The sequence below is a fragment of the Nonlabens xylanidelens genome, assembly GCF_002934445.1.
Lineage (GTDB): Bacteria > Bacteroidota > Bacteroidia > Flavobacteriales > Flavobacteriaceae > Nonlabens > Nonlabens xylanidelens.
Genome location: NZ_PTJE01000001.1, coordinates 1001919 through 1025483 on the forward strand (window position 1 = coordinate 1001919; position 23565 = coordinate 1025483).

The following is a 23565-nucleotide window of genomic DNA, read 5'->3' on the forward strand; positions in this document are numbered from 1 at the left end:
GCTAGAGCTTAAAAGGGATCAAATGTAAATTAGTAAAAGTTAACGGTGTGTTAAATAATCATTAGATCATCTTCAAATTGATCACTTCTTGATCTTTAAGTTTACGGTAATGACCTCGCGGTAAATCCTTCTTAGTAAGCCCACCTAAAACAACGCGATCGAGAACTTTAACTTCATAACCTACCGCTTCAAATACACGTTGTACGATGTTGTCTTTACCACTGTGTATTTCTATTCCTATCTCGTTATTTTTACCGTTTTCTACGTAGTTGATTTCTTTAATTTCTATCGGTTCACGATCGATAAGAATACCGTTACGTAATTGCATTAAGTCTTCATGCTTAAAACTGCGGTCTAGGGCAACTTGATAAATTTTACGTAGTTTTTGTTTAGGATTGTTCAGTTTGTTTGCTAACTCAAGATCGTTAGTAAATAACATAATACCTAAAGATGCTCTACCTAGTCTACCTACAAAGTGAAGACTGTTAGGACTCGCACTCTCCATAAGGTCTAGAACGGTTCTACTAGAGCGTTCTCCTTTACGAGGTGAATTAAATCCTTTAGGTTTATTAAGAATAAAGTATTCCTTTTTAGATGGTTGTATAGGTCTATCATCAAAACGTACCTCATCACCAGGCATTACCTGATAACCCATTTCTACTACAGGTTTACCGTTTACACTTACACTACCAGCTTTTATATAAATATCTGCATCACGACGGCTGCAAAGGCCAGAATTTGCGATGTACTTATTAAGTCTTGTACCAGCTTTGTCTGTCTTTCTTTTAGTAAAGCTCTCTGCTTTTTTGCGATCTATGTATTCTTTTTTAGTAACAGGTTTTCCAGAACGAGATGTTCCTACTACCTGATTTTTACCACCGCGAGTAGTAGGACGGTCGTTAGATCCTTTACCGCGAGAGGAAGATTTTCCTTTATCGCTATATGGTCTGTCATTACGTCTATCATTACCTTTTGAAGCACCAGCGCTTTTGCCATCACGGCGACCGCTACCTTTACTTTTTGATCCTTCGTTACCTCTACTCATCGTATTAAAAATTTTTTGCAAAGATAGACTTTTAGTTATTTGAATATCAACATGAAATTCAAATTATAATAGACTATTTCTTACGTCTTTAAATGGCCATATTTAACGTATATAAAAACATGAAAATCAATCGTTTTTAACACGTGATTCTCATGCGATTTAACGAGCATATGAATAGGTAATGAATGTGGTAAAAACCTATTCTTCTTTTGTATAATAGTAAAGATTTGGAATCTACATTCCAGTTCTTATAGCCTCTACAGGATCTAGTCTCGAAGCAATGAATGCAGGAATTATTCCGGCAACAAGCCCTATTATCATACTAATGCTAGTTCCCCATAATATATTGTAGGCAGAAAGTACAAAGGTAAAATCATCTGCCATGGAATTTGCTAGTAGCGTACCCAGCCAGACAAACAATAGCCCAAATAGTCCGCCAAAAAGTGCTAGGATAATAGATTCAAATAAGAATTGAGAAAGGATAAAACGTCTTTTGGCACCCAGTGATTTTTGAATACCTATCAAATTCGTACGTTCTTTAACACTTACAAACATGATGTTTGCAATGCCAAAACCACCTACTAGTACTGAAAACCCTGCGATTATACCACCGACAAACTTTAACGTACCGGTTATAGTGTCTATTAAATCTGCAAAGCCTTTTAAAGGGTTGATAAAGAAATTAGTAATTTCATCTGGTTTTAAACCTCTGTAAGAACGTAGTTGCTGTTCAAAGGTTGCGATAAATTCATCTTGGTCGACTCCTTTTTTAGGTTTTAAAATAAGAGCAGCAGTTCTGTTTTTATTATTGTCACCATAAATTTTACGTACAAAATTAACCGGTACAAAAGCACTACCATCTTTAGAAGGTCCCATAATTCCCTGACCTTCTTTTTCTAATACACCTATTATTGTAAATTTATTTCCATATAACCTAACACGTTTACCGATAGGGTCGCTATCACCGAATAGGCTAGAGGCGACCTCACTGCCTATTACAGCCACAGGACTACCACTATTTGATTCGGCTCCATTAAAGAAACGCCCTTCCTTTAATTTAAGGTTTTCTATGTCATAAAAAGACTCCGTACCTGGAGTGATGTTTACACCGGTAGCAGTTTTGTCTTCATATTTAATGTTTTCTGGAGAGGCAAAAACCGTGTAAGTAATCGCGTCTATGTCATCCATACTACGTTGTAGCATCTGGTACTCATCATAAGACACATTAGGAAATTTTTCATATTCATAACGCTCCAGTTCTGTAGGGCCGAAGGATCTATTTAAAACATAAATAGTAGAAATATCAAGGGAACTTAGGCCGTCAGTGATTTCATTTTCTAGAGAATCTATAGCTGCGAGAACACCTATGATAGAAAATATCCCTATAGTCACACCTAGAAGCGAGAGAAAAGTACGCAGCAAATTGGTGCGCAATGCATTCATGGCAAAAAAGAAACTTTCTTTTAAAACTCTTAGATAAATGAGCATGGATTGACTTTAAATTTTAAGCTGGTTAAAAATACGCTTTCTCATTGGACAAAAAAGAACCTAATTTGTTACAAAATTGTTGGAATAATTCCGCTTTCGCGAAAGCGGAACCACAAATAACTTCTAAACGCACTAGGTAACTTATCTTTGCATCTTAAATACTATCGACAATTGGAAGAGAATTTTAAACTTACAGATCAAGTAGAATTAAAGGAGTCGCTTACTACAAAATGGCAAGCACCTTCTAATATTGCACTAGTTAAATACTGGGGAAAACATGGTGTACAACTACCGGCAAACCCTTCTATAAGTTTTACTCTCGATGCATGTCGCACCATTACTAGTGTTAAAGCTAGTAAGGGAACACACGGTTTTAGTATAAGTTATGATGGTGTAGAAAAGCCAGAGTTTGCTCCTAAAATCAAGGCGTACTTTGAACGTATTTCTAGCTATTGTCCATGGATTACTAGTTATCATTTTGAGATAGACACACATAATACATTCCCGCACAGTTCTGGGATAGCGAGTAGTGCGAGTAGTATGGCCGCGTTGAGTGCTTGTGTAATGGATTTTGAAAGTGAGCTTACTGGTACATCTTTAGATTATCATAAAATGTCTTTTTTATCACGTCTAGGTTCTGGTAGTGCCTGTCGCAGCCTGAAAGGAGCTGCTGTTTTATGGGGTGAGCATGTGGATACTGATGGTAGTTCTAATCTTTATGGAATTGATAAGAGTGACTTATTACATCCTGTTTTTCAAGATTTTCAGGACACTATATTGTTAGTAGACAAAGGTGAGAAGGTGGTAAGTTCTACAGTAGGTCATGATTTGATGAATGATCATGCTTATGCTAGTGCAAGATTTGAGCAAGCACAAAGTAATTTAACGATATTAAAAAAGGCGTTAAAAGATGGCGATCTAGATACTTTTATTAAAATAACAGAAAGTGAAGCGCTTACTTTACATGCGATGATGATGACTTCTCATCCTTATTTTATACTCATGAAACCTAATACGTTGTCGATTATCGAAGAGATTTGGGCTTTTAGAAAAGAGACGCAAATACCAGTGTGTTTTACTCTAGATGCAGGCGCAAACGTACATATGTTATATCCTAGCGAGCATAAAACTGCTGTCGATGGGTTGATTAACAACAAATTGACTAAATATTGCCAAAACTCTCATTATATTTGTGATCAGATAGGCACAGGAGCAAAAAAGTGCTAACTTAGTCATATGAAAGGACCTTTATTTTATTCTAAGATTTTACTCTTTGGAGAATACGGCATTATTAAAGACTCAAAAGGTCTCTCGATTCCTTATAACTTTTATAAGGGAGCGTTAAAAATAAGTGACGCATTAACCGATACGGCTGCCCAATCTAATAAGAATCTAGAACGTCTAGCGACACATATTGAATCGCTTCAAGAAACTGATCAAAGCTTTCCTAAGTTTGATATCGCTAGTTTTATGAATGATGTGAATGCAGGAATGTACTTTGATTCTAGCATACCACAAGGGTATGGAGTAGGAAGTAGTGGTGCGCTAGTAGCTGCTGTTTATGATAAGTATGCTATAGATAAGATTACAGTTTTAGAAAACCTGACTAGAGAGAAGTTATTGACTTTAAAAGGCGTTTTCGGTCAGATAGAAAGTTTCTTTCATGGAAAGAGTTCTGGACTAGATCCATTAAATTCTTATTTAAGTTTACCTATTCTTATCAATTCTAAAGAAGATATAGAACCAGCTGGGATACCATCGCAACTTGCGACAGGTAAAGGTGCTGTTTTTCTTTTAGATTCTGGAATAGTAGGTGAGACGGCGCCTATGGTTAACATCTTTATGGAGAATATGAAACAAGAAGGTTTCCGTTCTATGTTAAAAGATAAGTTTGTTAAATACACAGATATGTGTGTTGAAGATTTCTTAAGTGGTGATGTAAAAGGGCTTTTTGGGAATGTAAAAAAACTATCTCACGTAGTATTAGATAATTTTAAACCTATGATTCCTGCACAATTTCATGACTTATGGAAACAAGGTCTGGATACTGGTGATTATTACTTGAAACTTTGCGGTTCTGGTGGTGGAGGCTACATCTTAGGATTTACAGAAGACTTAGAAAAAGCAGAAAAAACACTTGAAGATTATAAATTAGAAGTTGTTTATTCTTTTTAAGAAATAACGATATATAAAAAAACGCTCAACTGAAAAGTTGAGCGTTTTTTGTTTAAAAGCATTTTAAGGTTTTACATTAAATCTCTTCTCTCCATGCAAATCCATAAGGGCCATCTTTAGAAACCGCTTTAGAATATGGTTTTAAGTGTTCAAAATCAATTTTTAAGAAAGGAACACTTTTAACTTCTACAACTATCTCCACCATATTTATAGATATACTAATATCAGTAGGTGATAGATTTTCTTGAATAGCGACTGTAGATGCGTACTCTTCCATTAAAGGTGGTTGAGAGCCTTTTTCTATGTAGGTCTTTACATCTTCATTACTTTGAACAGTAAGGCCGCGAGAGCATATAAAACCGTCACAGAGAATTTGATATTCTTCGTTTACATTTTCAAAAACGTAGGCCCATAAACTATGCTCATCTCCTTCTACGACAACATTAAAATCTCCAAAGGAGTCTGATATATAAATTTCTTCATTCATAAATAACAACGGTTTTTAAACAATGACATCACCATCTGGAATGGCAGGTTCTAGTGTTATAGGACTTATTGTAGGATAGTAATTGCGTTTATAATGCGTGCGCTCATCATCTCCTATTTTTCTAATTGCCTGATTACCTAAATTTGTAGTAACCAGTACTTCTTCATCATTAGGGAAGTGAGGAAATTTAGTCTTCCATAAAGGATATTTCTTATTCTTTCTAGCCCGGTATGCCTCATATTCAAATTGCTCGTGGTAAGCATGTATAAACTCATGTGCTAGAATAGAGGCAGCTGTATTGCGACCTACATTAGATTTATGCCACGATTTTCTAAGATCTTTACGGAACATGGATCCCATCTCATCATAAAAAGTAATGATGTCTCGAGTACCTTCATATTGGTTTATAGTTCCATCTCTTATTATTAGATTTTTACCATGACTAGAAATGAATTCTTCTAGTATATCTACCACACGACCATCAGGAAATTCTAATATTAGAGCCTCTTTTTCATAAATAAAATCTAGAGTTCTAAATGTATTGTGTACAAATAGATTTGCCTCTGGATTAATGTAACGGTCTGGATTATAGTGATAGGGCTCAAACTGCCACTTACCAGCATTATTCCAAAGTATTTTTATGTTGCTTTCTAGCATGATATTCATAAGGTGGTGGTTTAATTGAATTTTATTGTTTTAAAATAGACTTAGCTCCAACTCATATCAATTTCTATTTTGTTATTCTTAATCTTGACTTTTCCTCCAATCGATTTTTTTTCACCTGGGTAAATTTCGTAAATCTTAATATCTCCTTGGTTTTTAGGAATATTATCTCTCAAACGTTTGCTATTTTGAATCCATTTTTCAATTTCTAACGGATTATCAATTTCAAAACCTATTATAAACTGTCTGGTAAAGATGCTTCCGTGCTTTTCTATTTCTAAATTCTTAGTTCCTTTGGGTAATTTATCTAAACCGCCCCAATCTAAAGTAAGCTGAATAACTTCGTCTTTTTCCCAAGGTAGAACAGTAGTTTCAGATATATAAATGTAAGCAGCTAACAAAGTAAAACAAGTGAAACCTATTATTGCTATCCATTTTACAATTTTGAAGAATTTCATGTTGTATTATTTATTTAAAGAGTAATAAATTCTACTTCTTTGAAGATGAATTTTATTCTTATGATTGTTTATTTCTATAAACGGAATGAATTCCGTCGCTAGGAATTCATTTTGTCGCCTCGCGGCGTTCTTTTTATTTAGCGGAATAAATTCCGCTTTTTCTATTGCGGTATTTTATTAGAATTTCTAATTTTCCTAACTCCTAACTCCTAACTCCTAACTCCTAACTCCTAACTCCTCTTATAATATTCAATAGCCTCTTTAATGCGCTCGATTCTGTTTTCAGGATCAGGATGTGTGCTTTGAAATTCAGGTGTGCGATTAGGACCGCCAGCAGCTTTAAGAATTTCCATAACGCCTATCATTTCATAAGGATCAAAACCTGCGTCTAGCATCATTTGTACTCCTAATTGATCGCTCTGCAACTCGTCATCACGACCATATTTCATAGTAATCATTTGTGCTATAGCTTCTGCCGCCTGGCCACCGCCTTCAGTTCCTACACTTACACCTGTAATCACACCTTGAGCTAGGCCTTGCTGGCTCATTCTAGCGGCGCTGTGTTTTGCAACTACATGACCTATCTCATGTCCCAACACTCCAGCAAGTTGGTCTACGTTTTCTAGCTGACTATAAAGCGCATAGGTGATAAAACACTGGCCACCAGGTAAAGCAAATGCGTTAATCGTACGCTCGTCTGCCAGTAGGTGAAATTCATATCGATAATCGGTGCTTTTTCCTATACTACTCTGTACTAGTTTTTGCCCTACAGCATCTACTATATTTTGATATTCTTGATTTTGATAAAGACCGCCGTGTTGTTGTATCATGCTAGGTGCCGCTTGCAGTCCCAAAGCAATTTCTTCATTTACGGTAAGATCTATGTATTGTTTTTCTCCGGTATGTTCATTAGTCTCTGCGCTGCCGCAATATTTTATAACGGCAAATGCCACTATCGCAAGCCCTATAAAAAGTCTGATTTTTCCTCCTCCGCGTTTCATTATGGTTGATTTAATAGCTACTAATTTACTTAAATCAGTCTTTTAATTTAGGGTTTACACCTTTAATGTGTTCTTCTAGATAACGATTAATGCGTTCTTCACTTATCTTATCCATTCCCATGATGTTCTCTGATCTTAAAAAAGAGACTAAATCTATGGTAGTTAGATAGTCGTTGTATCGCTTTCGCGAAAGCGGAACATAACTATAATGCCACGGCTCATATTTAAAACCTGTGCGGTTATCATTCATCGTGTAAACCAGTTCAAAGTCATACTCTGAGCTGTGTTTTTCCATCCAGTCTTTAAGTTTGCAAAAAGGACCGGTTCCATGAAATTTAGACGGTACTAAAACACTACCACTATATGTTGCGTTAGCGTCTATTAGGTCCATGTCGGTACCCCAGTGATGTCTAGAGGTGCCTGGAACAGTACTGTATTCTACGATTTTGTCAAAAATAGCGTCTGGTTCCATACCTTGTGCTGCATACTTTTTATACTTGCGATTCCAGATTTGTGTCTGTCTCGTAAAACTTCTATAACCAGAAACAACAGTGAGGTTAATGCCATCTTTTGCAGCAGCTGCTTTCATGAGATTAAAAGCTGCTAAGGTTTCTTTTTCAAGAAGGTTTTTAGGATTAGGAGACTGGCCGGTTAATTTTTTTTGGTCTATTTGAGAAGTAGTTGCGGTTGCTAACAATAAGATGCAACATAATAGTCGTATCATAATTTTTTTATCATTTTATAATGCTCTCCTACACCAGGAATGTCAAATATTTCACTGACTATTTGATAATTCATCTTTTCATAAAAAGCCGTTGCGTTTACTCTAGCGTTAAACCATAAAACTTCTATGTGGCGTTCTTTAAGGATTTGCTCTGCATGTTTTAATATTTTCTTACCTATCCCTTTTCCTTGTGCGACTTCTAGAACTGCCATACCTCTTAATTGATAGCAATGGTGTAACTTGATATCTTTTATATCTTCTAGATGTACATCCTTATTCATGAGGAAGGTGGCTACGCCTATAATCTTATCTTTTTCAAAAGCACCTAGATGAAAAGTAGTGCCTAGATCGTCACCAGAAAAGTGACAGTCTTCTATGGGTCTTCCTTTTCTAAGTACAGGCTGTCTGACAGGAAAGGTTTCTCTTGCAGTAACTGGTAATATTTCTATCATTTGTAATTACTTGAAAGTTTTAAAATAATTGCTAGCAGTAATTTTGTAAAATCTAGCAGGTTCTCTATCGTCCCAAAGAAATCGATGATTGAGCTGCATTCCTAATTTTTGAGCTACTATTTGTGAGCCATAATTTAATTCATGCACGTGAGCAACGAGATATTCTATTTTATGATCTTGAAAAGCATGCCTTAATACTTCTAGACCGGACTCTGTAGCATAGCCTTTTCCCCAATATTTTTTCATAAATCGGTAGCCTATGTCTACATATCCTTCTTTTTCATTTTTCTTTAATCCAGACCAACCTAAAAATGCATTATCTTCTTTTCTTATAACTGCCATTCTACCCATTTTAAATAAAGCAAATTGCCCCTGCGGATTTGATACATAGTCCATGGCAAATTTTTTTGCAGCTTCTATATCTTCAAAGGCAAAATCACCTGTGTAACGCATCACTTCTTCATCACTGTTAAGTTCATAAAGAAATGTTGCGTCTTCCTTTTTAAAAGGACGTAGGTATAATCGTTCTGTTTCTAGTTTTAGAATCATATTCTTACATCGCTCCAGCTCTCATTCTGGTCAAATAGAACTTCAGCAAACGGACATAATGGATTTATTTTGCGCCCTTTTTCTTTGGCAAATTCATAACTCTCTGTGATTAATTTTGTGCCTAGTCCATTGCCTTCATGCGCAGACTCTACTTCGGTATGGTCTATGGTCATTACATTATCTTGTAGAGAATAGGTTAATTCTCCTATAGTTTTGTCGTCTTCTTTTAGATAAAAAATGCCTCTTGAATCGTTTTCGTTATGTTGTATTGTTGTCATTATTATTTTAAATATAAAATTTAATCAATTTGAAAGTTGGGCAAAATCATAACCACTGTTTACTTCTATAGCCTCATTGTCTTTAGTAAATACTCTTGCGGTGTGTGGACCACATAACAACTCTTCTTTATCAGTTACTCTTATATAACTGCCTTCTCTTAGTCCTACAACTGGTAGATTATTGTAAAAATGAAACTCCTTGATACGTTCTTCTCTAGTTTCTCCCATGTGTGTAGAGTCTGTGTCAGGATCTAGATAATGTGCGTTAATATTATAACCTATGGCACCTGTTGTTTTAAAACTGGCTGGCATCACTATAGGCATGTCGTTAGTGTTTCTCATATTTAAACCACAAATATTACTGCCAGCACTTGTACCTATGTAAAATGTGCCTGCATAAATTTGCTTGCGTAATGTTTCCATAAGATGAAGGTCGTGCAGTGCTTTTACTAACACAAATGTATTACCACCGCCGGTAAAAATAGCTTGTGCATTTTTAATAGCATCCTGTGTGTTTTCATATTCATGAATACCTTTTACAGTAACACCGGTGTCTTTAAAAGCTTCTCTTACTTTGTCTGTATACGAGTCGTGAGAAATACCGCCTGGTCTGGCATATGGTATAAAAAGAAGGTTTTTTATATCGTTTATTTTGAAGGCTTTGAGTATATCTGGTAGTAAATAAGCAAGATAACTACTACCGTGTATGGTAGATGTGCTTGCGATAATCATGTTTCTCATAGATTGCGTTTGCTAGGTTAAACATCGTTAAACTCTAGCAATGATAGGGTTAATTGTACGTTCTTTGTTAGTATTAATCTTTTTTGACATTATTTTAAGTCAATAATAAACCTACCAGATGAAAAATATATTACTTCTTCTAATTCTTGCGTGTGGTGTTGCTACCGCCCAAAAAGAACGTGTACAGATACAAGGTGTTATTAATAGCGTTACTAATGAACCACTGGAAGGTGTAGCTGTTTTTAATCAGGTATCGCTCGAGGGGACCATAAGTAACAAAGAAGGTGGTTTTTTCTTACATGCTAGAAAAGGAGATAAAATATCTTTTAAAGCAGTACAGTTTGAGTCTTTTTCTTTGATCATTACTGCAAAGGTTATGGAGAATAAAAAAGTAACCATTTCATTAAATGAAGGTGTAAACCAGCTAGATGAGGTAGTGTTAGACGATGGTTTAATGAGAATAGATGTAAAAAGAACTCCTTATGTAGATCCTAAAATAAATGAAGTAAGTGATTATAATCAAAAGACTAGAGCAGTAGATCGTATAGAAAATACTTTTTCTGACCGAATTAAGCAACCAGAAGAATACGCTATACGCAACGAAGCTTTTAAACAAAGTCAACCACGATTTAATATGATAAATATAATAGGAGGACTGGCATCCATGGCTATCTTAGGTACTCTAGATGGACTTAATTTAAACACAGGTTCTGCACCAGAGAAAACGGAAAAGGAATTTGATGTTTACGTCTTGAAAAATAAATACAGCACAGAGTATCTGTTGAATTATCTAGAAATCCCACAAAAAGATTTGTACGAATTTATGCACTTTGCAAAGGATAAAGGTCTTAATGAGTCTATGTTTGAGCCAGAAAGAGAATTAGATCTATTACAATTCCTTTCAAATCAAGTAACTTTGTTTAAAGAAAAGAAAAATTACCCTGAAAAAAAAGAAGGATTCTCACCTTCTGTAAAAGAAAAAAGCAATGAAAAATAATCTATTAAGAAATGCCTTTTATGGTATCGCAGCTCTATTTTTAATAACCACTACTTCTTGTGATAGTGATGACGACCTGCCTACCGGACCATCAATTACCGTTAACACATTTTGTTACGGACTAGACTCTTTAAATTCAACTGATGTTTTTGATGCATTTAATCGTGAGGTTCTTGAGACCACCACGGCAGGTGTTTTTAACACAAGAACCTTTATCGTTGATGATAATATTACTGTAGATAATGGACAGCTAGACGGCACAGGTTTTCTTATTACTCTAGATTTATACGGTAATAGAGAACAAGAGTTTCAGTCAGGAACTTATGCAATAGGTGATACAGAAGAGGTGGCAGATGCTGTAATTACTTATTTTACAGATTATGATGCATCTATGAGAACAAATGTAGGTGTAGAGCTAGTTTCTGGTTTTGTAGGTGTTTCACCTTTCCGTACAGGTTATGCGCTAGAGATAGATGGTATAGATGCAAATGGAGATCGTTTTCATGGTATTTATCTAGGTGAAGTAACGCCACTTAATTAAACATTTGAAGTAATCCCCAGAACATTTGATTGTGGCATGAATCTAGTTAGATTTCTATCGCAATAAAAAATAGCGCATGAAAAATTTCAAAATTGTATTGTTATTATCAGTATTGAGTTTAAGTCTTTCTTCTTTCTCATTAGATAGTACAAGTGAAAAAGAAGTAGAGATATCTCGCTTTCGCGAAAGCGAGAACAACAACGATCTACACAAATACTATATTTCAGTGTCCAATGTAACTTATAGCGAGAGCGCAAAAAGTCTACAAATGATTACTAGATTTTTTATAGATGATTTAGAAGATGTGTTGAATTCAAGAATAGAAACACCGGTAGTACTGGGTGACGATGCTACTATACAAGATTTATATCCATTAATTAAAAGTTATCTAGATAAAAAGCTAGAGGTTAAAATCAACGATCAAGTTTCAAAAATTAACTTTTTAGGAGCCGAGTATGAAGGAGATCAAATAGCGCTTTACATAGAAATACCTACTTTAAAAGAGCCTAAAGAGGTATCTATGAAGTTTAATGCCTTTCTAGAATTGTTTGAAGAACAGAAGAATCTGGTTCATTTAAAAATCAATGGAGAACGTCGCACGCTTTTAATGGATAAAAATAAGGGTACTGATACTGTGAAGTTTTAGTTAAATCCTTTTTAAATTATTCTTAATTGTTAATTTAGCAAACCTTAATTTAAATCAAACACATGAAAGCTATTAAACTATTGTTTATCAGCATGATGCTTGTTTCTTATGGTTCTTTTGCACAAGAGAAAGAAGCAAAAGAAGAGCCTAAGGCTGAAGAACATGCTAACATCAACAAATTCCGACAGTTGTATCAGGAATTTTCAACCCCTAATCAATACCGTAGTGCAAGTGGTGCTCCAGGACCACAGTATTATCAGCAACGTGCTGACTACGAGATGGATATAAGATTAGATGACGAGAATCACCATATTTATGGTTATGAAACGATCACGTATACTAACAATTCTCCAGATGTGTTGGATTATTTATGGGTACAGTTAGATCAAAACATGCGTGCAAAAGATTCTAAAACTCCTCTAATAGAAGGTGGTGGTGTACAACCGTTCATGCAACCTAGTGGATTTGCAGGTGAGTATCTTTCTGAGCCATTTGATGGTGGATTCAATATTTTAAAGGTTCTTGATAAAAGCGGTAACCCATTAAAGTATATGATCAACAACACTATGATGCGTGTTGAATTACCATCAAAATTAAAAACTGGTAAAGAGTTTGAATTTGATATAGAATGGGATTATAATATTAATAATCACGTAGAAGGTCGTGGCCGTAGTGGTTATGAGCAATTTCCTGACGGACATAGAGCTTATGTAATTGCTCAGTTCTATCCAAGAATGGCAGTTTATAATGACGTAGAAGGATGGCAAAACAGCCAGTTCTATGGTCGTGATGAGTTTGCATTACCTTTCGGTACTTTTGAAGTAAACATTACAGTACCTGCTGACCACTGGCTAGACGGAACTGGTAAATTAACTAACCGTAAAGATGTTTATTCTAAAACTGAACTTGCACGTTATGAACAAGCACAAAAATCTTTTGAAAACCCAGTAGTTATTAGAACGCAACAAGAAGCTGAAAAGCTTGCTATGATGCCAGGTTCTAAATCTACTAAGACATGGAAACTTAAAGCAGATTATGTTCGTGATTTCGGATGGACTTCTTCTCGTCGTTATGTAGCAGATGCTATGGCAGTAAAAGTAGGAGGAAAGGATATCATGGCTGTTTCTATCTACCCACCAGAAGGTAATCCTTTATGGGAACAATGGTCTACTAAGGCTGTTGCACAGACTTTAAAGTCTTATTCTAGAATGACTTTTGACTACCCTTACCACAAAGCAATCTCTGTACATGCAAAGAATCAAGGTATGGAATACCCAATGATCTGTTGGAATTATGGACGTCCTGATGCAGATGGTAACTATTCTGACCGTGTAAAATTCGGTATGATATCAGTAATTATTCATGAAGTAGGTCACAACTATTTCCCTATGATCGTAAACTCTGATGAGCGTCAGTGGACATGGATGGACGAAGGTTTAAACACTTTTGTACAGTACGTTGCAGAGCAGGACATGGGAGAGAATTACCCAGCTTCTATAGAAGGATTAGACGCTTATCCATCTAGACGTGGACCAGCAGCAAAAATTGTTCCTTACATGGCTGGTGATCAACGATACATTGCTCCTATTATGAGTAAAGGTTTAAATACATACCAGTTCGGTTCTAACGCATATGGTAAGCCAGGTACTGCACTTAATATTTTGAGAGAAACAGTAATGGGACGTGAGTTGTTTGATTATTCTTTCCGTACGTATTCTCAAAGATGGATGTTTAAGCACCCAACGCCAGAAGATTTCTTCCGTACTATGGAAGATGCAAGTGCAATGGATCTAGACTGGTTCTGGAGAGGATGGTTCTACACAACTCAATTTAACGATATGGGTATTGAATCTGTAGATAAGTATTATGTTTCTAGTGAGAAAAACCAAGCTATGAAAGATTTACAGAAGCAAAGGAACATTGATGATAGCAGAATTCCACAAATGGTTTACATGGTAAAAGAAGGTAGTGAAGATTATAATGAATCTCTTAAAGGTCAAGAGCCTTCTGAGGTAGTAGGTGAATTAAAATCTTACTTAATGGATAACTTTACAGCTAGTGAAAGAGCAGCTATGAAATCTCCTAAGTTTTTCTATGAAATTAAAGTAGTAAAGCCAGGTGGTCTAGTAATGCCTATCATTATTGAGTATACCTATGCAGACGGTACTTCTGAAACAGTAACGCACCCAGCAGAAATCTGGAGACTTAATGATAAAGAAGTAGGTTTAAGTAAAGCTAGTACTAAGGAAATCGTTAAAATAGTAATAGATCCTAAACTAGAAACTGCAGATGTTGATACATCTAACAATACATGGCCAGCTGCTGCTGAAGTAAGCAAGTTTGACCAAATGAAGAAATAAGAATTTCTTCTTATAATAACTTTAAAAACCAGATTCACAATGAATCTGGTTTTTTTGTGTTTAATAACAAATATCTTTACGGTATGAAATTATTCCAGCTAGTAACTATTTGTGCTTTATTAATTATTTCTTGTGATGATCCATCACTAGACCAGCAAGGTGATGTGGATGAAATAGTAGATCCTATTGCAAACCTTATGGAATTAAGTTCTATACAAATAGCACAAGGGACATTTAATAATGTGACAGATAACATAGACATCGTTTATAATAACGATGCATTGATTAGTCAAATATTGTTTACCGGTACCACAAATATTACTTATAATATCGAGTATACTTCTAATAATAGATTAGAGACTATTACTAAAGTAGATGCAACTACCTTAATTTATAACTTCACTTATGATGAAGATTTTGTTTTTATAAACTTTACAGATTCTAATGGAGATGATGTAGAGATGCAGTTATTTACCGATACCCAAAACAGAATTAATAGGGTTCTCACCACGGTTACAGACGTTTCTGGTATTTCTACTCAAACAGAAGATTTAAGGTACTCTTATAATGCAAATTTTAATGTAGATCGTATTAATAGTCTTGCTGCTAATGGCTTTACTGTAGATGCGTATAGTGAGCTTACATACGAGTTTAGTAACAACCCTTTTAGAGACATGAATGATGTCTTAAGGTTACTTATTTTTCCAGATTTTGTACCCTACACTAGATATGTGCCTATTACTAGAGAAAATTTTATCGCAGCATCCAGTGGTTTTACTTTAGAAAACTCTTTCTCTTTTATTTATACGTTGCGTGAAGATCAGTTTCCTAGCTCTCGAGAAGTTGTAAAAACAGAATCAGGAGTAAGTACAACAACATTTGAGATATTTAATTATCTATAATTCTTAACGTAATTCAAAATAGTCCTATCGTATATTTGCACTATGAAAATGATTCCACTATTTATCAGTACACCAGAGCTTATGATCGTAGGCCTAGTAGTGATATTGGTTTTCGGTTCTGATAAGTTGCCAGAAATTGCTCGCGGCTTAGGTAAGGCTATGAAGACGGTACGCAACGCTACTGACGACATTAAAAATGAAATTACAAAAAGTGCAGACGAGCACGGTTTTACTAAAGACGTAAAAGAGATCACTAAACAGATCGAGCAAGTAAAAGATCAAATAGAAGACTCTGGATCTATTAAACGCAAGTTCTAGATGTGGGAATCTATTGTAGAGGTAGATCAGGACATTTTTAGATGGATCAATGGACTTGCTATAGGTAAATTTAAAAGCTTTTGGTTATTTGTTACTCACATAGAAAACTGGTTTTTACTCTACATTTTCTTCTTTTTTTTACTTTATAAAAGTTTTAAAAAACCTGTCAGTTTTATTGCCATGACAGCTGTTCCACTAGTAGTTTTTATAACTTTAAGCCTGACTAATCTTGTTAAGAATGGAGTAGAACGATTACGTCCTAATAATGAGCCTGTACTTATGGACAGTATACAGATATTATTAAAACCAGGTAACTTTAGTTTCTGGTCTGGTCATAGTGCCGTAAGTTTTGCGGTAACCACGTTTGTTGTCCTAGCATTGCGATCAAAAGGAATGAGTAAATGGATTTTCCTATTTTACATCTGGCCCACAACCTTTGCGCTTTCTAGAATCTTTGTAGGTGTTCATTATCCGGCAGATATTACCGTAGGAATGCTAGTCGGTATATTGCTAGGCTGGTTGTGTTCTCTTATCTTTTTTAAGATAGCTAGTAGATTACAATACGCGACTTAAAGTAAGACCGTCTCTAACCGATAGAAGCACAGTTTGTAGTCTTGGGTCTTCCTTTAGCAACTTGTTATATTCTAATAGTACAGGGGTAGATTTGTCCTTGCTATTTACATTTTCTACGACTTTCCCGTGCCATAAAACATTGTCCGATATGATTAAGGTTCCTGAATGTACCTTTTCCATAATCTGGTGAAAGTAATTTACATAATTAGGTTTATCTGCATCGATGAAAATTAAATCAAAAGTCCCTTCTAGTTGCGGTATTATTTCTATTGCATCGCCTATTTTTTGATTTATGTTTATGTTGTTGGTTCCGCTTTCGCGAAAGCGTGCAAAGTATCCAGCAGCAAGTTCTTCTAGTTCTTCATTAATATCTATAGTGATAAGCTCGCTATTATTAGGCATACCCTCGGCAATGCAAAGTGCAGAGTAACCGGTAAAAGTGCCTATCTCAAGAACACGTTGAGGTGTTTTTAAATGAGAAATCATACTTAGAACGCGGCCTTGATAGGGTCCAGAAAGCATGATCGGTTGCAATACTTTTTGATAGGTTTCTCTAGCAAGATCTTGTAGAATTTGTGGCTCGTCTTCAGAGTGTGCGACGATGTAGTTATCTAGATCTTTGGGTAAGAAAAACATGGGTATAATTTAGAAATGTAAAATTACGAACTAAGAATGTAATGATTAAGCCTATTTTGATATTTGAATATGGATATGATCATCATGTCTTACGGCATGGCAGCCGTGGTATCTTATGATGCGTTTCATGTATGGCTTAATTTGATCTAGTTCTAGTCTAGGTATTAAGTGTGGTTCTATAAAAATCTTTTCTGGTGGTAACATGTTCATCAGGTCTATAATCATGTATTTTGTTAAACCTCCATCTATTTCTAGATCTTCATCTGTATTATAACCTAAATACTTAGCATAATCATACTGCCAGTAGCCAGCGTCTTTGCATTTTTGTGCTTGTGTAACTGTCTTATTTAAAGGTTCGGTAAAAACTCCGTAACCGAGTAGTGAAGGGTTAGATGCTGTAGATTCACCTTTACTAGTTTGATAGGCAAATGCGATGTCTATTTTACGGCCGTCATTATGACTTAAATGTGGTAATAATGGAAAACCATCTATAAAAGGGAAACCAGCATCTAAATAAATCATTTTTTGCCCAGATATACCTAAATAATAACTCTCAGAATGAAATTCCATAAAAGAGTACAAGTCGTTGTGCACATAATTGCGACACAATAAGACATAGCCTAAGTTATGAGGTGCAATATGATCGTTAAATACTGGTAGTGCTCTTCTGTTATTAAGTGGTGCTAGAATAGGTACTATGAAAAACACGCATAACAAATAGATTACCGAGAAACTAAGTAGTCGTTTTCTCTTATTCCAATGTGATTTTCTGTATTTAAAGTATCCGAAAACTACTATCCAAATCATACCACCTACTTGGGTAACCAATGTAAGAGCGATAACAATACATAGGTGTAATAGGATTTTTAAGTATTTCAAAAGATAGTTTTTGTGTTAAGTTAATGATCATAGCTCATTCTATGGGCATCTAATTTTATAAAGATAAATAATAAAATAGTGAAGCCCATGAGCCCACTACCACCATAACTCATAAATGGTAATGGAATCCCTACGGTAGGTAGTAAACCTATTACCATACCTACGTTAACAAAAAAGTGAAGGAAAAATATTCCTGCTACTCCATAACCATAAATACGTGCAAACTGGTTGCGCTGACGCTCTGCCATGATAATTATGCGATAGATTAAGAACATAAATAATAAAATGGTGATCGATGTACCTAATAATCCAGAAACCTCTCCTATAGCGCTAAAAACGAAATCTGTGTGTTGTTCTGGTACATAGCCACCTCTAGTTTGTGTGGCTTCTTCTAGTGGTTTTCCTGCCCAGCCGCCATTTCCTATTGCAATCATGCTCTGATTAATGTTATATCCTATACCAGCATCATCTTGTACTCTACCCAATACGATATCAATTCGGTTTCTGTGTCTGTCTTCTAGTATGTTGTTAAAAATGTAACTGGTTGATAGGGTGTAAGCAATGCATATGAATGTAGCAATTACATAGAGATATATTCTTGGTTTAGGAAGACGTTTGTTGTGTTTCCGCTTTCGCGAAAGCAAATATATAATTGCTACTACCACTACTATTATTAAAATGATCCACCATATATTGATCACTAATGCTGCTAAGAATAAAGCTAAAGCGATAATTCCTAAACTAAGATACCATAAGGACAAACCTTCACGATGCAATGCAAAGAAAAAGGCAGTGTAGATTAATGCACTACCAGGGTCTGGTTGCGGCACAATGAGTAGGGCAGGAAGTGCTATAATACCTGCGACTATCATAAAATCCCTAACATTTTTTAGAGAAACGTTGAGCTGACTCAGAAATTTTGCAACGGCTAGTGCGGTTGCAAACTTTGCAAACTCACTAGGCTGAAAGGTGAATGAACCTATAGGATACCAAGAGACGGCACCATTTACTTCTTTACCGAAAATATACAAACCAGCTAGAGATAGCATGGAAACTACATAGATAAGTCCTGCAAATTGCTCGTAGAACTTAACTTCTATGGCTAGAATAATGATGATTAGTAAGGCGCAAACCCCTATAAATAAAAATTGTTTTCCATACACTTGATTAATGTCGGTAATCGAGGTGTATTCTAATACTGGAGCAGCACTGTAGATGCTAAAAAGTCCTATAAAAACTAATGCAGTATATATTAATATGGCTGCTATGTCATATTTGGGTCTATCACCTATCCCCATCTTATTTTAATATTTTAAGATTAAGACTGTCTACTAGTTGGTGTAGTTTTCTTTCTTTCTCATCGGTAATAAGGCCTTGATCTACTGCTACATTGATGTTATAAGGTTCTTTCCCTAGTTTTTTTGCATATTCATATTCTAGACTATGTGACATAAGATAGTCTTCTAGGTCTGTTCTGGTGATTTCTCCTTTTATGTGTTTTTCAATGAGAAGACTAGCTATTTTTGCAGCATATCTAGAACCCCAATATCCATTTTCTATAAAAACCGCGATGGCAATTTTAGGATCGTCTTTAGGAGCAAATGCGATAAAAACAGAATGGTCAGTTTGCTGTTTACGAACTCCGTTTACTTTAGCAAAATTTTCTACTGTACCAGTTTTACCACAAATCTCTATTTCTGGTATTTTCACATATTTTGCTGTTCCAGAATTATACACCTCATTCATTCCTTCTATTACAGGTTCAAAATGTTTTGCATCTATGGTGGTGAAGTTTTTTGTAGTGTATTTAGGATTATCTATGGGTTCACCATTCATTTTTTTAATGATGTGTGGAGTGTAGAAGTATCCTCTATTTGCTATAGCTGCTGTCATGTTTGCTAGTTGTATAGGTGTTACAGCAACTTCACCTTGACCTATAGCATTTGAAATTGTGGTAGGAGCATACCACTTGTATTTATATCTAGATGTGTAATATTCTCCATCAGGAATTCTACCTGGTTGGCCTACTGGTAAGTCATAGCCTAGGTAATTACCTAGTCCAAAGCTGGTCACATGATCATGCCAAGTATCCATACCTTGAGAAGAGGTTTCTCCTTTTTCAATAATTCTTCTGTACACTTGAGCAAAGTAAGCGTTACAACTTTCGGCTATACCTTTACTCATCGCTAATGGACTAGCATGAGAATGACATGCCATTTTTTTTCTACCTCCATAGTCATAACCATGATTGCATCTAAAACGTTCTTGTGGTGTTGTGACTCCTTCTTGTAAGCCTATTAAAGCATTGATGACTTTAAAAGGAGATCCTGGAGCGTACTGGCCTTGTAATACTCGATTAACATCTGGTAATCTAACGGTGTCCCGTAGTATAGCGTTGATGTTTTTAGAACGGTCACGACCCATGAGTAAGCTTGGATCGTAATTAGGTGCTGTGATTAAGGATAATATTTCACCTGTTTTAGGTTCTATAGCGACTATACCACCGCGCTTGTTAATCATTAATTTTTCAGCGTATTCTTGGAGTTCTTTATCTAGTGTAACCGTAAGGTCAGTTCCAGCAATAGGAGCAAGATCGCTAGATCCATTTTTATAAGATTCTATGGCCCTACCGTAATGATCTCTAGTGTATTTTTTATATCCTTTTTCACCTCTTAACTCTTTTTCATACTGGAGTTCTATGCCACTTTTTCCGGCAAGATCTCCTTGAACATAGTAGTCATCTTCATTAATTTTACCTTGATTCACTTCTCTAATATAGCCCAAAACACTTGCGCTATGATCTACTTGATACTTGCGTAAAGAGCGTCTTTGAATATAAAAACCAGGAAATTTTCTAAGTTGTTCCTGTAAGGGTGCGTATTCTTCTTGAGTAAGTTGAGGTATTATAACGCTCGCTTGCTTTGTAGACCAGATTCTAGCCGTTTTTAATTTTTTTTCTAATCGAGACTCATCCATTTTAAGTAAACCAGCTAGTTTATTTAAATCAAAATCTCCAGTTTCTTTGGGAATAACCATTACATCATAAGCTACCTGATTTGCGACCATTAGTTCTCCATTGCGATCATATATAAAACCACGTTCAGGATAATCATAAACCGTTTTTACAGAGTTGTTTTCTGCTTCTAGCTTTAACTCTTCAGATATCACGACTTGTAAATAAATCATTCTACCTATAAAGGTCAGTCCGACTAGGGTGACAATAGAAAAAAGCAGTAACTTTTTCATGATTTGACTTTAGGTTTGAAAATTATTAAAAACAGACTTGCTATAAGTATGGTAGCAATACCCACGCTCAACGTGAGCTTCAATGTGTAGAGTATTTGAGAAGTGTTAAAAATTACTAGACTAAAGAAAATTAAGTGATGTGTGATAACCGATAGTACTGATAATAGTAATAATCTGTCTATAGGGGTTCTTATTATTTTAAGATTTTTCATTAAATAACTTTCTCCATAAACTAGCTTTAAAAACACAGGTCTAACAAAGGCTAGAGTTAAACAAGCCGCAGCATGTGCGCCTCCTGTATTTTGAAAAGTGTCTAGAAGGATTCCTAGCGCAAACGCTATGAACATAAAAGACCATCTATTGTTATCTACAGGGTATAGAATGATGAACAATATATAAACCATAGGGTTGATATAGCCCAAAAAATTAATTTGATCCAATAGAAATATTTGCAGAATAAGTAATCCTACAAATCGAAGCACGTTATTTAAAAGAGTACTATTCATTAGTGCCTAGTGTATCTATTACCTGTAAAGCTGCTTTGTCTCTATTCTTGATAACATTGACATAATCTAGATTAGTCATATCATTGAATAGCTCTACATTTATTTTATACCTAGAGCCATTTTCAGTTAACTCTGCATCTTTTATAACACCTATTAAAATATCAGGTGGAAAGGTGGTGGATTGTTTTCCTGTAATTATAGTGTCTCCTTTATTTACTTTGGCAAGTCTTGGAACGTCTTCTAAGCTCATCGTATAAGGATTATTACCATCCCATTTTAAGGAGCCTATAGTTGCGGTTCCTTTAATCTGTGCGTTTAAGGAAATTTGTGAATTCAAAATAGAAATTACTCTAGAAAATTGATCACTACTGCGATCTACTACGCCCACAATACCTGTAGGGCATATAACACCCATGTCAGATTCAATACCTTGATCACTTCCTATATCTATGGTAATAAAATTATCAGATTTATAAAAATCATTTTTCATTACTCGTGCAGGAAATACTTTATAAGGAATATTATCTGTAAATAAAAAGGTAGATTCTTCACCTAATAGGGTGTCGCTTATCTCTAACAGTTTCATTCTCAACATAGCATTCTCAGTGCTCAGTTTTTTATTTTGATCATCTAAATCAAAATAGTCATAAATACCAGTTTTTGTACTTAAAACATTACCTGTTAAGTATCCTGTAGAGTGAATTGCTGTATTGCGATGGTAATCATGACTCTGTATAGTGAAACTGAGTGCGATAACCATTAAAAATAGATACAACAACAAGTTTCTGTACTTGATCAGAAAATTGATAATTTGTTGCATGCGATTACTTCAATATATTAAGAATAAGGTTTTAGTACTTATTTGCTAGTACACTTTTGTATTTGTCTAGATTCTTAAGAGTAAGACCAGTACCACGTACTACGGCTCTTAAAGGATCTTCGGCAATGTAAACAGGTAGGTCCGTTTTTTGTGATAAACGTTTGTCCAGACCACGTAACATAGAGCCACCACCAGCTAGGTAGATACCGGTGTTGTAAATATCTGCTGCAAGTTCTGGAGGAGTTTGTGATAGTGTTTCCATAACCGCATCTTCCACGCGTAAAATAGATTTATCTAGCGCTTTAGCTATTTCTCTATATCCTATTTTTACTTCTTTAGGTTTACCAGTTAAAAGGTCACGTCCTTGAACGCTCATTTCTTCTGGCGGTACCTCAAGATCTTCAGTAGCGGCACCTATTTGTATCTTAATTTTTTCTGCTGTGCGTTCCCCTACATAAAGGTTATGTTGAGTACGCATGTAGTAAACGATGTCGTTAGTAAAAACGTCACCTGCAATTTTCACCGATTTATCACATACAATACCTCCTAGAGCAATAACCGCGATTTCAGTAGTACCACCACCTATATCTACGATCATGTTTCCTTTAGGTTGCATGATATCTACACCTATACCTATGGCAGCTGCCATAGGCTCGTGTATTAAGTAAACTTCTTTACCATTAACTCTTTCTGCACTGTCTTTTACAGCTCTCATCTCCACCTCTGTAATACCAGAAGGGATACAAATAACCATACGTAAAGAAGGGGCAAACCACTTCTTTTTCAATGCAGGGATCTCTTTTATAAACATAGAGATCATTTTTTCACTCGCATCAAAATCTGCAATTACACCGTCTTTAAGAGGTCTAATTGTTTTAATGTTTTCATGAGTTTTCCCTTGCATCATAGCAGCTTCTTTACCTACGGCAATAATTTTACCTGTGGTTCTGTCTCTTGCTACTATAGATGGACTGTCTACAACTACTTTACCGTTGTGAACAATAAGTGTATTTGCCGTACCTAAGTCGATGGCAATATCCTCTGTAAGAAAATCAAAAAATCCCATAAATGATGAGTGGA

General features: G+C 35.4%; 27 protein-coding genes. 9 read left to right on the forward strand and 18 right to left on the reverse strand.

All coding sequences use genetic code 11. The features are described 5' to 3' along the window. Positions 1-61: 61 nt before the first annotated feature. The gene (locus tag LY01_RS04505; RefSeq protein WP_245890627.1) at positions 62-1066 is read right to left on the reverse strand and encodes a pseudouridine synthase; all 1005 of its coding nucleotides are present in this window, start codon (positions 1064-1066) and stop codon (positions 62-64) included. A 213-nt stretch (positions 1067-1279) separates the two neighbouring features. Next, the gene (locus LY01_RS04510) at positions 1280-2533 is read right to left on the reverse strand and encodes an ABC transporter permease (protein WP_104514594.1); all 1254 of its coding nucleotides are present in this window, start codon (positions 2531-2533) and stop codon (positions 1280-1282) included. 171 nt (positions 2534-2704) lie between these two features. Here LY01_RS04510 and LY01_RS04515 point away from each other — a divergent pair, with 171 nt between their 5' ends. Next, complete coding sequence (locus tag LY01_RS04515; RefSeq protein ID WP_104514595.1) at positions 2705-3760, forward strand: diphosphomevalonate/mevalonate 3,5-bisphosphate decarboxylase family protein; 1056 nt, start codon at positions 2705-2707, stop codon at positions 3758-3760. 9 nt (positions 3761-3769) lie between these two features. Then, positions 3770-4708: a mevalonate kinase family protein gene (locus tag LY01_RS04520; RefSeq protein WP_104514596.1), complete on the forward strand. Its 939-nt coding sequence runs from the start codon at positions 3770-3772 to the stop codon at positions 4706-4708. Between the two features lie 76 nt (positions 4709-4784). Here LY01_RS04520 and LY01_RS04525 read toward each other — a convergent pair whose 3' ends face one another. The 9 genes from LY01_RS04525 to pepE all read right to left on the reverse strand — a co-directional run bounded on the left by LY01_RS04525 (position 4785) and on the right by pepE (position 10061). Further along, positions 4785-5195: a hypothetical protein gene (locus LY01_RS04525; protein WP_104514597.1), complete on the reverse strand. Its 411-nt coding sequence runs from the start codon at positions 5193-5195 to the stop codon at positions 4785-4787. Between the two features lie 15 nt (positions 5196-5210). After that, complete coding sequence (locus LY01_RS04530; protein ID WP_104514598.1) at positions 5211-5861, reverse strand: hypothetical protein; 651 nt, start codon at positions 5859-5861, stop codon at positions 5211-5213. 41 nt (positions 5862-5902) lie between these two features. Further along, positions 5903-6316 carry a hypothetical protein gene (locus LY01_RS04535; protein WP_104514599.1) on the reverse strand — a complete coding sequence of 138 codons (414 nt, stop codon included), beginning with the start codon at positions 6314-6316 and terminating at the stop codon, positions 5903-5905. 230 nt (positions 6317-6546) lie between these two features. Beyond that, a complete protein-coding gene (locus LY01_RS04540) occupies positions 6547-7317 on the reverse strand; it encodes a M48 family metalloprotease (protein ID WP_104514600.1) in 771 nt (256 codons plus the stop codon). Between the two features lie 34 nt (positions 7318-7351). Then, positions 7352-8041, reverse strand: a complete 690-nt coding sequence (locus tag LY01_RS04545) for a M15 family metallopeptidase (protein WP_104514601.1) — start codon at positions 8039-8041, stop codon at positions 7352-7354. Next, the gene (locus tag LY01_RS04550; RefSeq protein WP_104514602.1) at positions 8038-8493 is read right to left on the reverse strand and encodes a GNAT family N-acetyltransferase; all 456 of its coding nucleotides are present in this window, start codon (positions 8491-8493) and stop codon (positions 8038-8040) included. Before LY01_RS04550 ends, LY01_RS04545 begins: the two co-directional genes overlap by 4 nt. A 6-nt stretch (positions 8494-8499) precedes the next feature. Beyond that, positions 8500-9042: a GNAT family N-acetyltransferase gene (locus tag LY01_RS04555; RefSeq protein ID WP_104514603.1), complete on the reverse strand. Its 543-nt coding sequence runs from the start codon at positions 9040-9042 to the stop codon at positions 8500-8502. Further along, positions 9039-9320, reverse strand: a complete 282-nt coding sequence (locus tag LY01_RS04560; protein ID WP_104514604.1) for a GNAT family N-acetyltransferase — start codon at positions 9318-9320, stop codon at positions 9039-9041. The genes LY01_RS04555 and LY01_RS04560 overlap by 4 nt, the downstream gene beginning before the upstream one ends. A gap of 24 nt (positions 9321-9344) precedes the next feature. Beyond that, positions 9345-10061, reverse strand: coding sequence for a dipeptidase PepE (pepE, locus tag LY01_RS04565; protein ID WP_104514605.1), 717 nt, complete (start codon positions 10059-10061; stop codon positions 9345-9347). Between the two features lie 118 nt (positions 10062-10179). Between pepE and LY01_RS04570 the strand changes: the two genes are divergently transcribed. The 7 genes from LY01_RS04570 (at position 10180) to LY01_RS04600 (ending at position 16398) form a co-directional block, all read left to right on the forward strand. Then, positions 10180-11058, forward strand: coding sequence for a carboxypeptidase-like regulatory domain-containing protein (locus LY01_RS04570; protein WP_104514606.1), 879 nt, complete (start codon positions 10180-10182; stop codon positions 11056-11058). Beyond that, on the forward strand, positions 11048-11599 hold the full coding sequence (locus LY01_RS04575) for a hypothetical protein (RefSeq protein WP_104514607.1): 552 nt from the start codon (positions 11048-11050) through the stop codon (positions 11597-11599). Before LY01_RS04570 ends, LY01_RS04575 begins: the two co-directional genes overlap by 11 nt. 76 nt (positions 11600-11675) lie before the next feature. Then, positions 11676-12245, forward strand: a complete 570-nt coding sequence (locus LY01_RS04580; protein ID WP_105023090.1) for a DUF6702 family protein — start codon at positions 11676-11678, stop codon at positions 12243-12245. Between the two features lie 62 nt (positions 12246-12307). Then, positions 12308-14605 carry a M1 family metallopeptidase gene (locus tag LY01_RS04585; protein WP_104514609.1) on the forward strand — a complete coding sequence of 766 codons (2298 nt, stop codon included), beginning with the start codon at positions 12308-12310 and terminating at the stop codon, positions 14603-14605. An 83-nt stretch (positions 14606-14688) separates the two neighbouring features. Next, positions 14689-15507 (forward strand): hypothetical protein, encoded by an 819-nt coding sequence (locus LY01_RS04590; RefSeq protein ID WP_104514610.1) that lies wholly within the window; start codon positions 14689-14691, stop codon positions 15505-15507. A 48-nt stretch (positions 15508-15555) separates the two neighbouring features. Next, a complete protein-coding gene (locus LY01_RS04595; RefSeq protein WP_104514747.1) occupies positions 15556-15825 on the forward strand; it encodes a Sec-independent protein translocase subunit TatA/TatB in 270 nt (89 codons plus the stop codon). Beyond that, the gene (locus LY01_RS04600) at positions 15826-16398 is read left to right on the forward strand and encodes a phosphatase PAP2 family protein (RefSeq protein ID WP_104514611.1); all 573 of its coding nucleotides are present in this window, start codon (positions 15826-15828) and stop codon (positions 16396-16398) included. Here the strand turns inward: LY01_RS04600 and LY01_RS04605 are convergent. The 7 genes from LY01_RS04605 to LY01_RS04635 are packed head-to-tail and all read right to left on the reverse strand — an operon-like array spanning position 16381 to position 23551. Then, on the reverse strand, positions 16381-17034 hold the full coding sequence (locus tag LY01_RS04605; RefSeq protein ID WP_104514612.1) for an O-methyltransferase: 654 nt from the start codon (positions 17032-17034) through the stop codon (positions 16381-16383). The genes LY01_RS04600 and LY01_RS04605 overlap by 18 nt on opposite strands. Positions 17035-17085: 51 nt before the next feature. Next, positions 17086-17913, reverse strand: a complete 828-nt coding sequence (locus LY01_RS04610; RefSeq protein WP_170034509.1) for a hypothetical protein — start codon at positions 17911-17913, stop codon at positions 17086-17088. A gap of 20 nt (positions 17914-17933) precedes the next feature. Continuing rightward, positions 17934-19211 (reverse strand): rod shape-determining protein RodA, encoded by a 1278-nt coding sequence (gene rodA / locus LY01_RS04615; RefSeq protein ID WP_104514613.1) that lies wholly within the window; start codon positions 19209-19211, stop codon positions 17934-17936. Between the two features lies 1 nt (position 19212). Further along, the gene (gene mrdA, locus LY01_RS04620; protein ID WP_104514614.1) at positions 19213-21159 is read right to left on the reverse strand and encodes a penicillin-binding protein 2; all 1947 of its coding nucleotides are present in this window, start codon (positions 21157-21159) and stop codon (positions 19213-19215) included. Next, positions 21156-21665, reverse strand: a complete 510-nt coding sequence (locus LY01_RS04625) for a hypothetical protein (protein ID WP_245890628.1) — start codon at positions 21663-21665, stop codon at positions 21156-21158. Before LY01_RS04625 ends, mrdA begins: the two co-directional genes overlap by 4 nt. Further along, positions 21658-22485, reverse strand: coding sequence for a rod shape-determining protein MreC (gene mreC / locus LY01_RS04630; protein WP_104514615.1), 828 nt, complete (start codon positions 22483-22485; stop codon positions 21658-21660). The genes LY01_RS04625 and mreC overlap by 8 nt, the downstream gene beginning before the upstream one ends. 31 nt (positions 22486-22516) lie before the next feature. Then, the gene (locus tag LY01_RS04635; protein ID WP_104514616.1) at positions 22517-23551 is read right to left on the reverse strand and encodes a rod shape-determining protein; all 1035 of its coding nucleotides are present in this window, start codon (positions 23549-23551) and stop codon (positions 22517-22519) included. Between the last annotated feature and the right edge of the window lie 14 nt (positions 23552-23565).

Excerpts from the sequence above, each read along its gene's own strand:
- LY01_RS04535 (WP_104514599.1), bottom strand. The coding sequence starts at position 6,316 with ATGAAATTCTTCAAAATTGTAAAATGGATAGCAATAATAGGTTTCACT.
- LY01_RS04530 (WP_104514598.1), bottom strand. The coding sequence starts at position 5,861 with ATGAATATCATGCTAGAAAGCAACATAAAAATACTTTGGAATAATGCT.
- LY01_RS04605 (WP_104514612.1), bottom strand. The coding sequence starts at position 17,034 with ATGTTTTTCTTACCCAAAGATCTAGATAACTACATCGTCGCACACTCT.
- LY01_RS04540 (WP_104514600.1), bottom strand. The coding sequence starts at position 7,317 with ATGAAACGCGGAGGAGGAAAAATCAGACTTTTTATAGGGCTTGCGATA.
- LY01_RS04575 (WP_104514607.1), top strand. The coding sequence starts at position 11,048 with ATGAAAAATAATCTATTAAGAAATGCCTTTTATGGTATCGCAGCTCTA.
- LY01_RS04590 (WP_104514610.1), top strand. The coding sequence starts at position 14,689 with ATGAAATTATTCCAGCTAGTAACTATTTGTGCTTTATTAATTATTTCT.
- LY01_RS04625 (WP_245890628.1), bottom strand. The coding sequence starts at position 21,665 with ATGAATAGTACTCTTTTAAATAACGTGCTTCGATTTGTAGGATTACTT.
- LY01_RS04560 (WP_104514604.1), bottom strand. The coding sequence starts at position 9,320 with ATGACAACAATACAACATAACGAAAACGATTCAAGAGGCATTTTTTAT.
- LY01_RS04580 (WP_105023090.1), top strand. The coding sequence starts at position 11,676 with ATGAAAAATTTCAAAATTGTATTGTTATTATCAGTATTGAGTTTAAGT.
- LY01_RS04635 (WP_104514616.1), bottom strand. The coding sequence starts at position 23,551 with ATGGGATTTTTTGATTTTCTTACAGAGGATATTGCCATCGACTTAGGT.
- LY01_RS04520 (WP_104514596.1), top strand. The coding sequence starts at position 3,770 with ATGAAAGGACCTTTATTTTATTCTAAGATTTTACTCTTTGGAGAATAC.
- LY01_RS04525 (WP_104514597.1), bottom strand. The coding sequence starts at position 5,195 with ATGAATGAAGAAATTTATATATCAGACTCCTTTGGAGATTTTAATGTT.
- LY01_RS04510 (WP_104514594.1), bottom strand. The coding sequence starts at position 2,533 with ATGCTCATTTATCTAAGAGTTTTAAAAGAAAGTTTCTTTTTTGCCATG.
- LY01_RS04600 (WP_104514611.1), top strand. The coding sequence starts at position 15,826 with ATGTGGGAATCTATTGTAGAGGTAGATCAGGACATTTTTAGATGGATC.
- mreC (WP_104514615.1), bottom strand. The coding sequence starts at position 22,485 with ATGCAACAAATTATCAATTTTCTGATCAAGTACAGAAACTTGTTGTTG.
- LY01_RS04570 (WP_104514606.1), top strand. The coding sequence starts at position 10,180 with ATGAAAAATATATTACTTCTTCTAATTCTTGCGTGTGGTGTTGCTACC.
- pepE (WP_104514605.1), bottom strand. The coding sequence starts at position 10,061 with ATGAGAAACATGATTATCGCAAGCACATCTACCATACACGGTAGTAGT.
- LY01_RS04585 (WP_104514609.1), top strand. The coding sequence starts at position 12,308 with ATGAAAGCTATTAAACTATTGTTTATCAGCATGATGCTTGTTTCTTAT.
- LY01_RS04550 (WP_104514602.1), bottom strand. The coding sequence starts at position 8,493 with ATGATAGAAATATTACCAGTTACTGCAAGAGAAACCTTTCCTGTCAGA.
- rodA (WP_104514613.1), bottom strand. The coding sequence starts at position 19,211 with ATGGGGATAGGTGATAGACCCAAATATGACATAGCAGCCATATTAATA.
- LY01_RS04595 (WP_104514747.1), top strand. The coding sequence starts at position 15,556 with ATGATTCCACTATTTATCAGTACACCAGAGCTTATGATCGTAGGCCTA.
- mrdA (WP_104514614.1), bottom strand. The coding sequence starts at position 21,159 with ATGAAAAAGTTACTGCTTTTTTCTATTGTCACCCTAGTCGGACTGACC.
- LY01_RS04555 (WP_104514603.1), bottom strand. The coding sequence starts at position 9,042 with ATGATTCTAAAACTAGAAACAGAACGATTATACCTACGTCCTTTTAAA.
- LY01_RS04545 (WP_104514601.1), bottom strand. The coding sequence starts at position 8,041 with ATGATACGACTATTATGTTGCATCTTATTGTTAGCAACCGCAACTACT.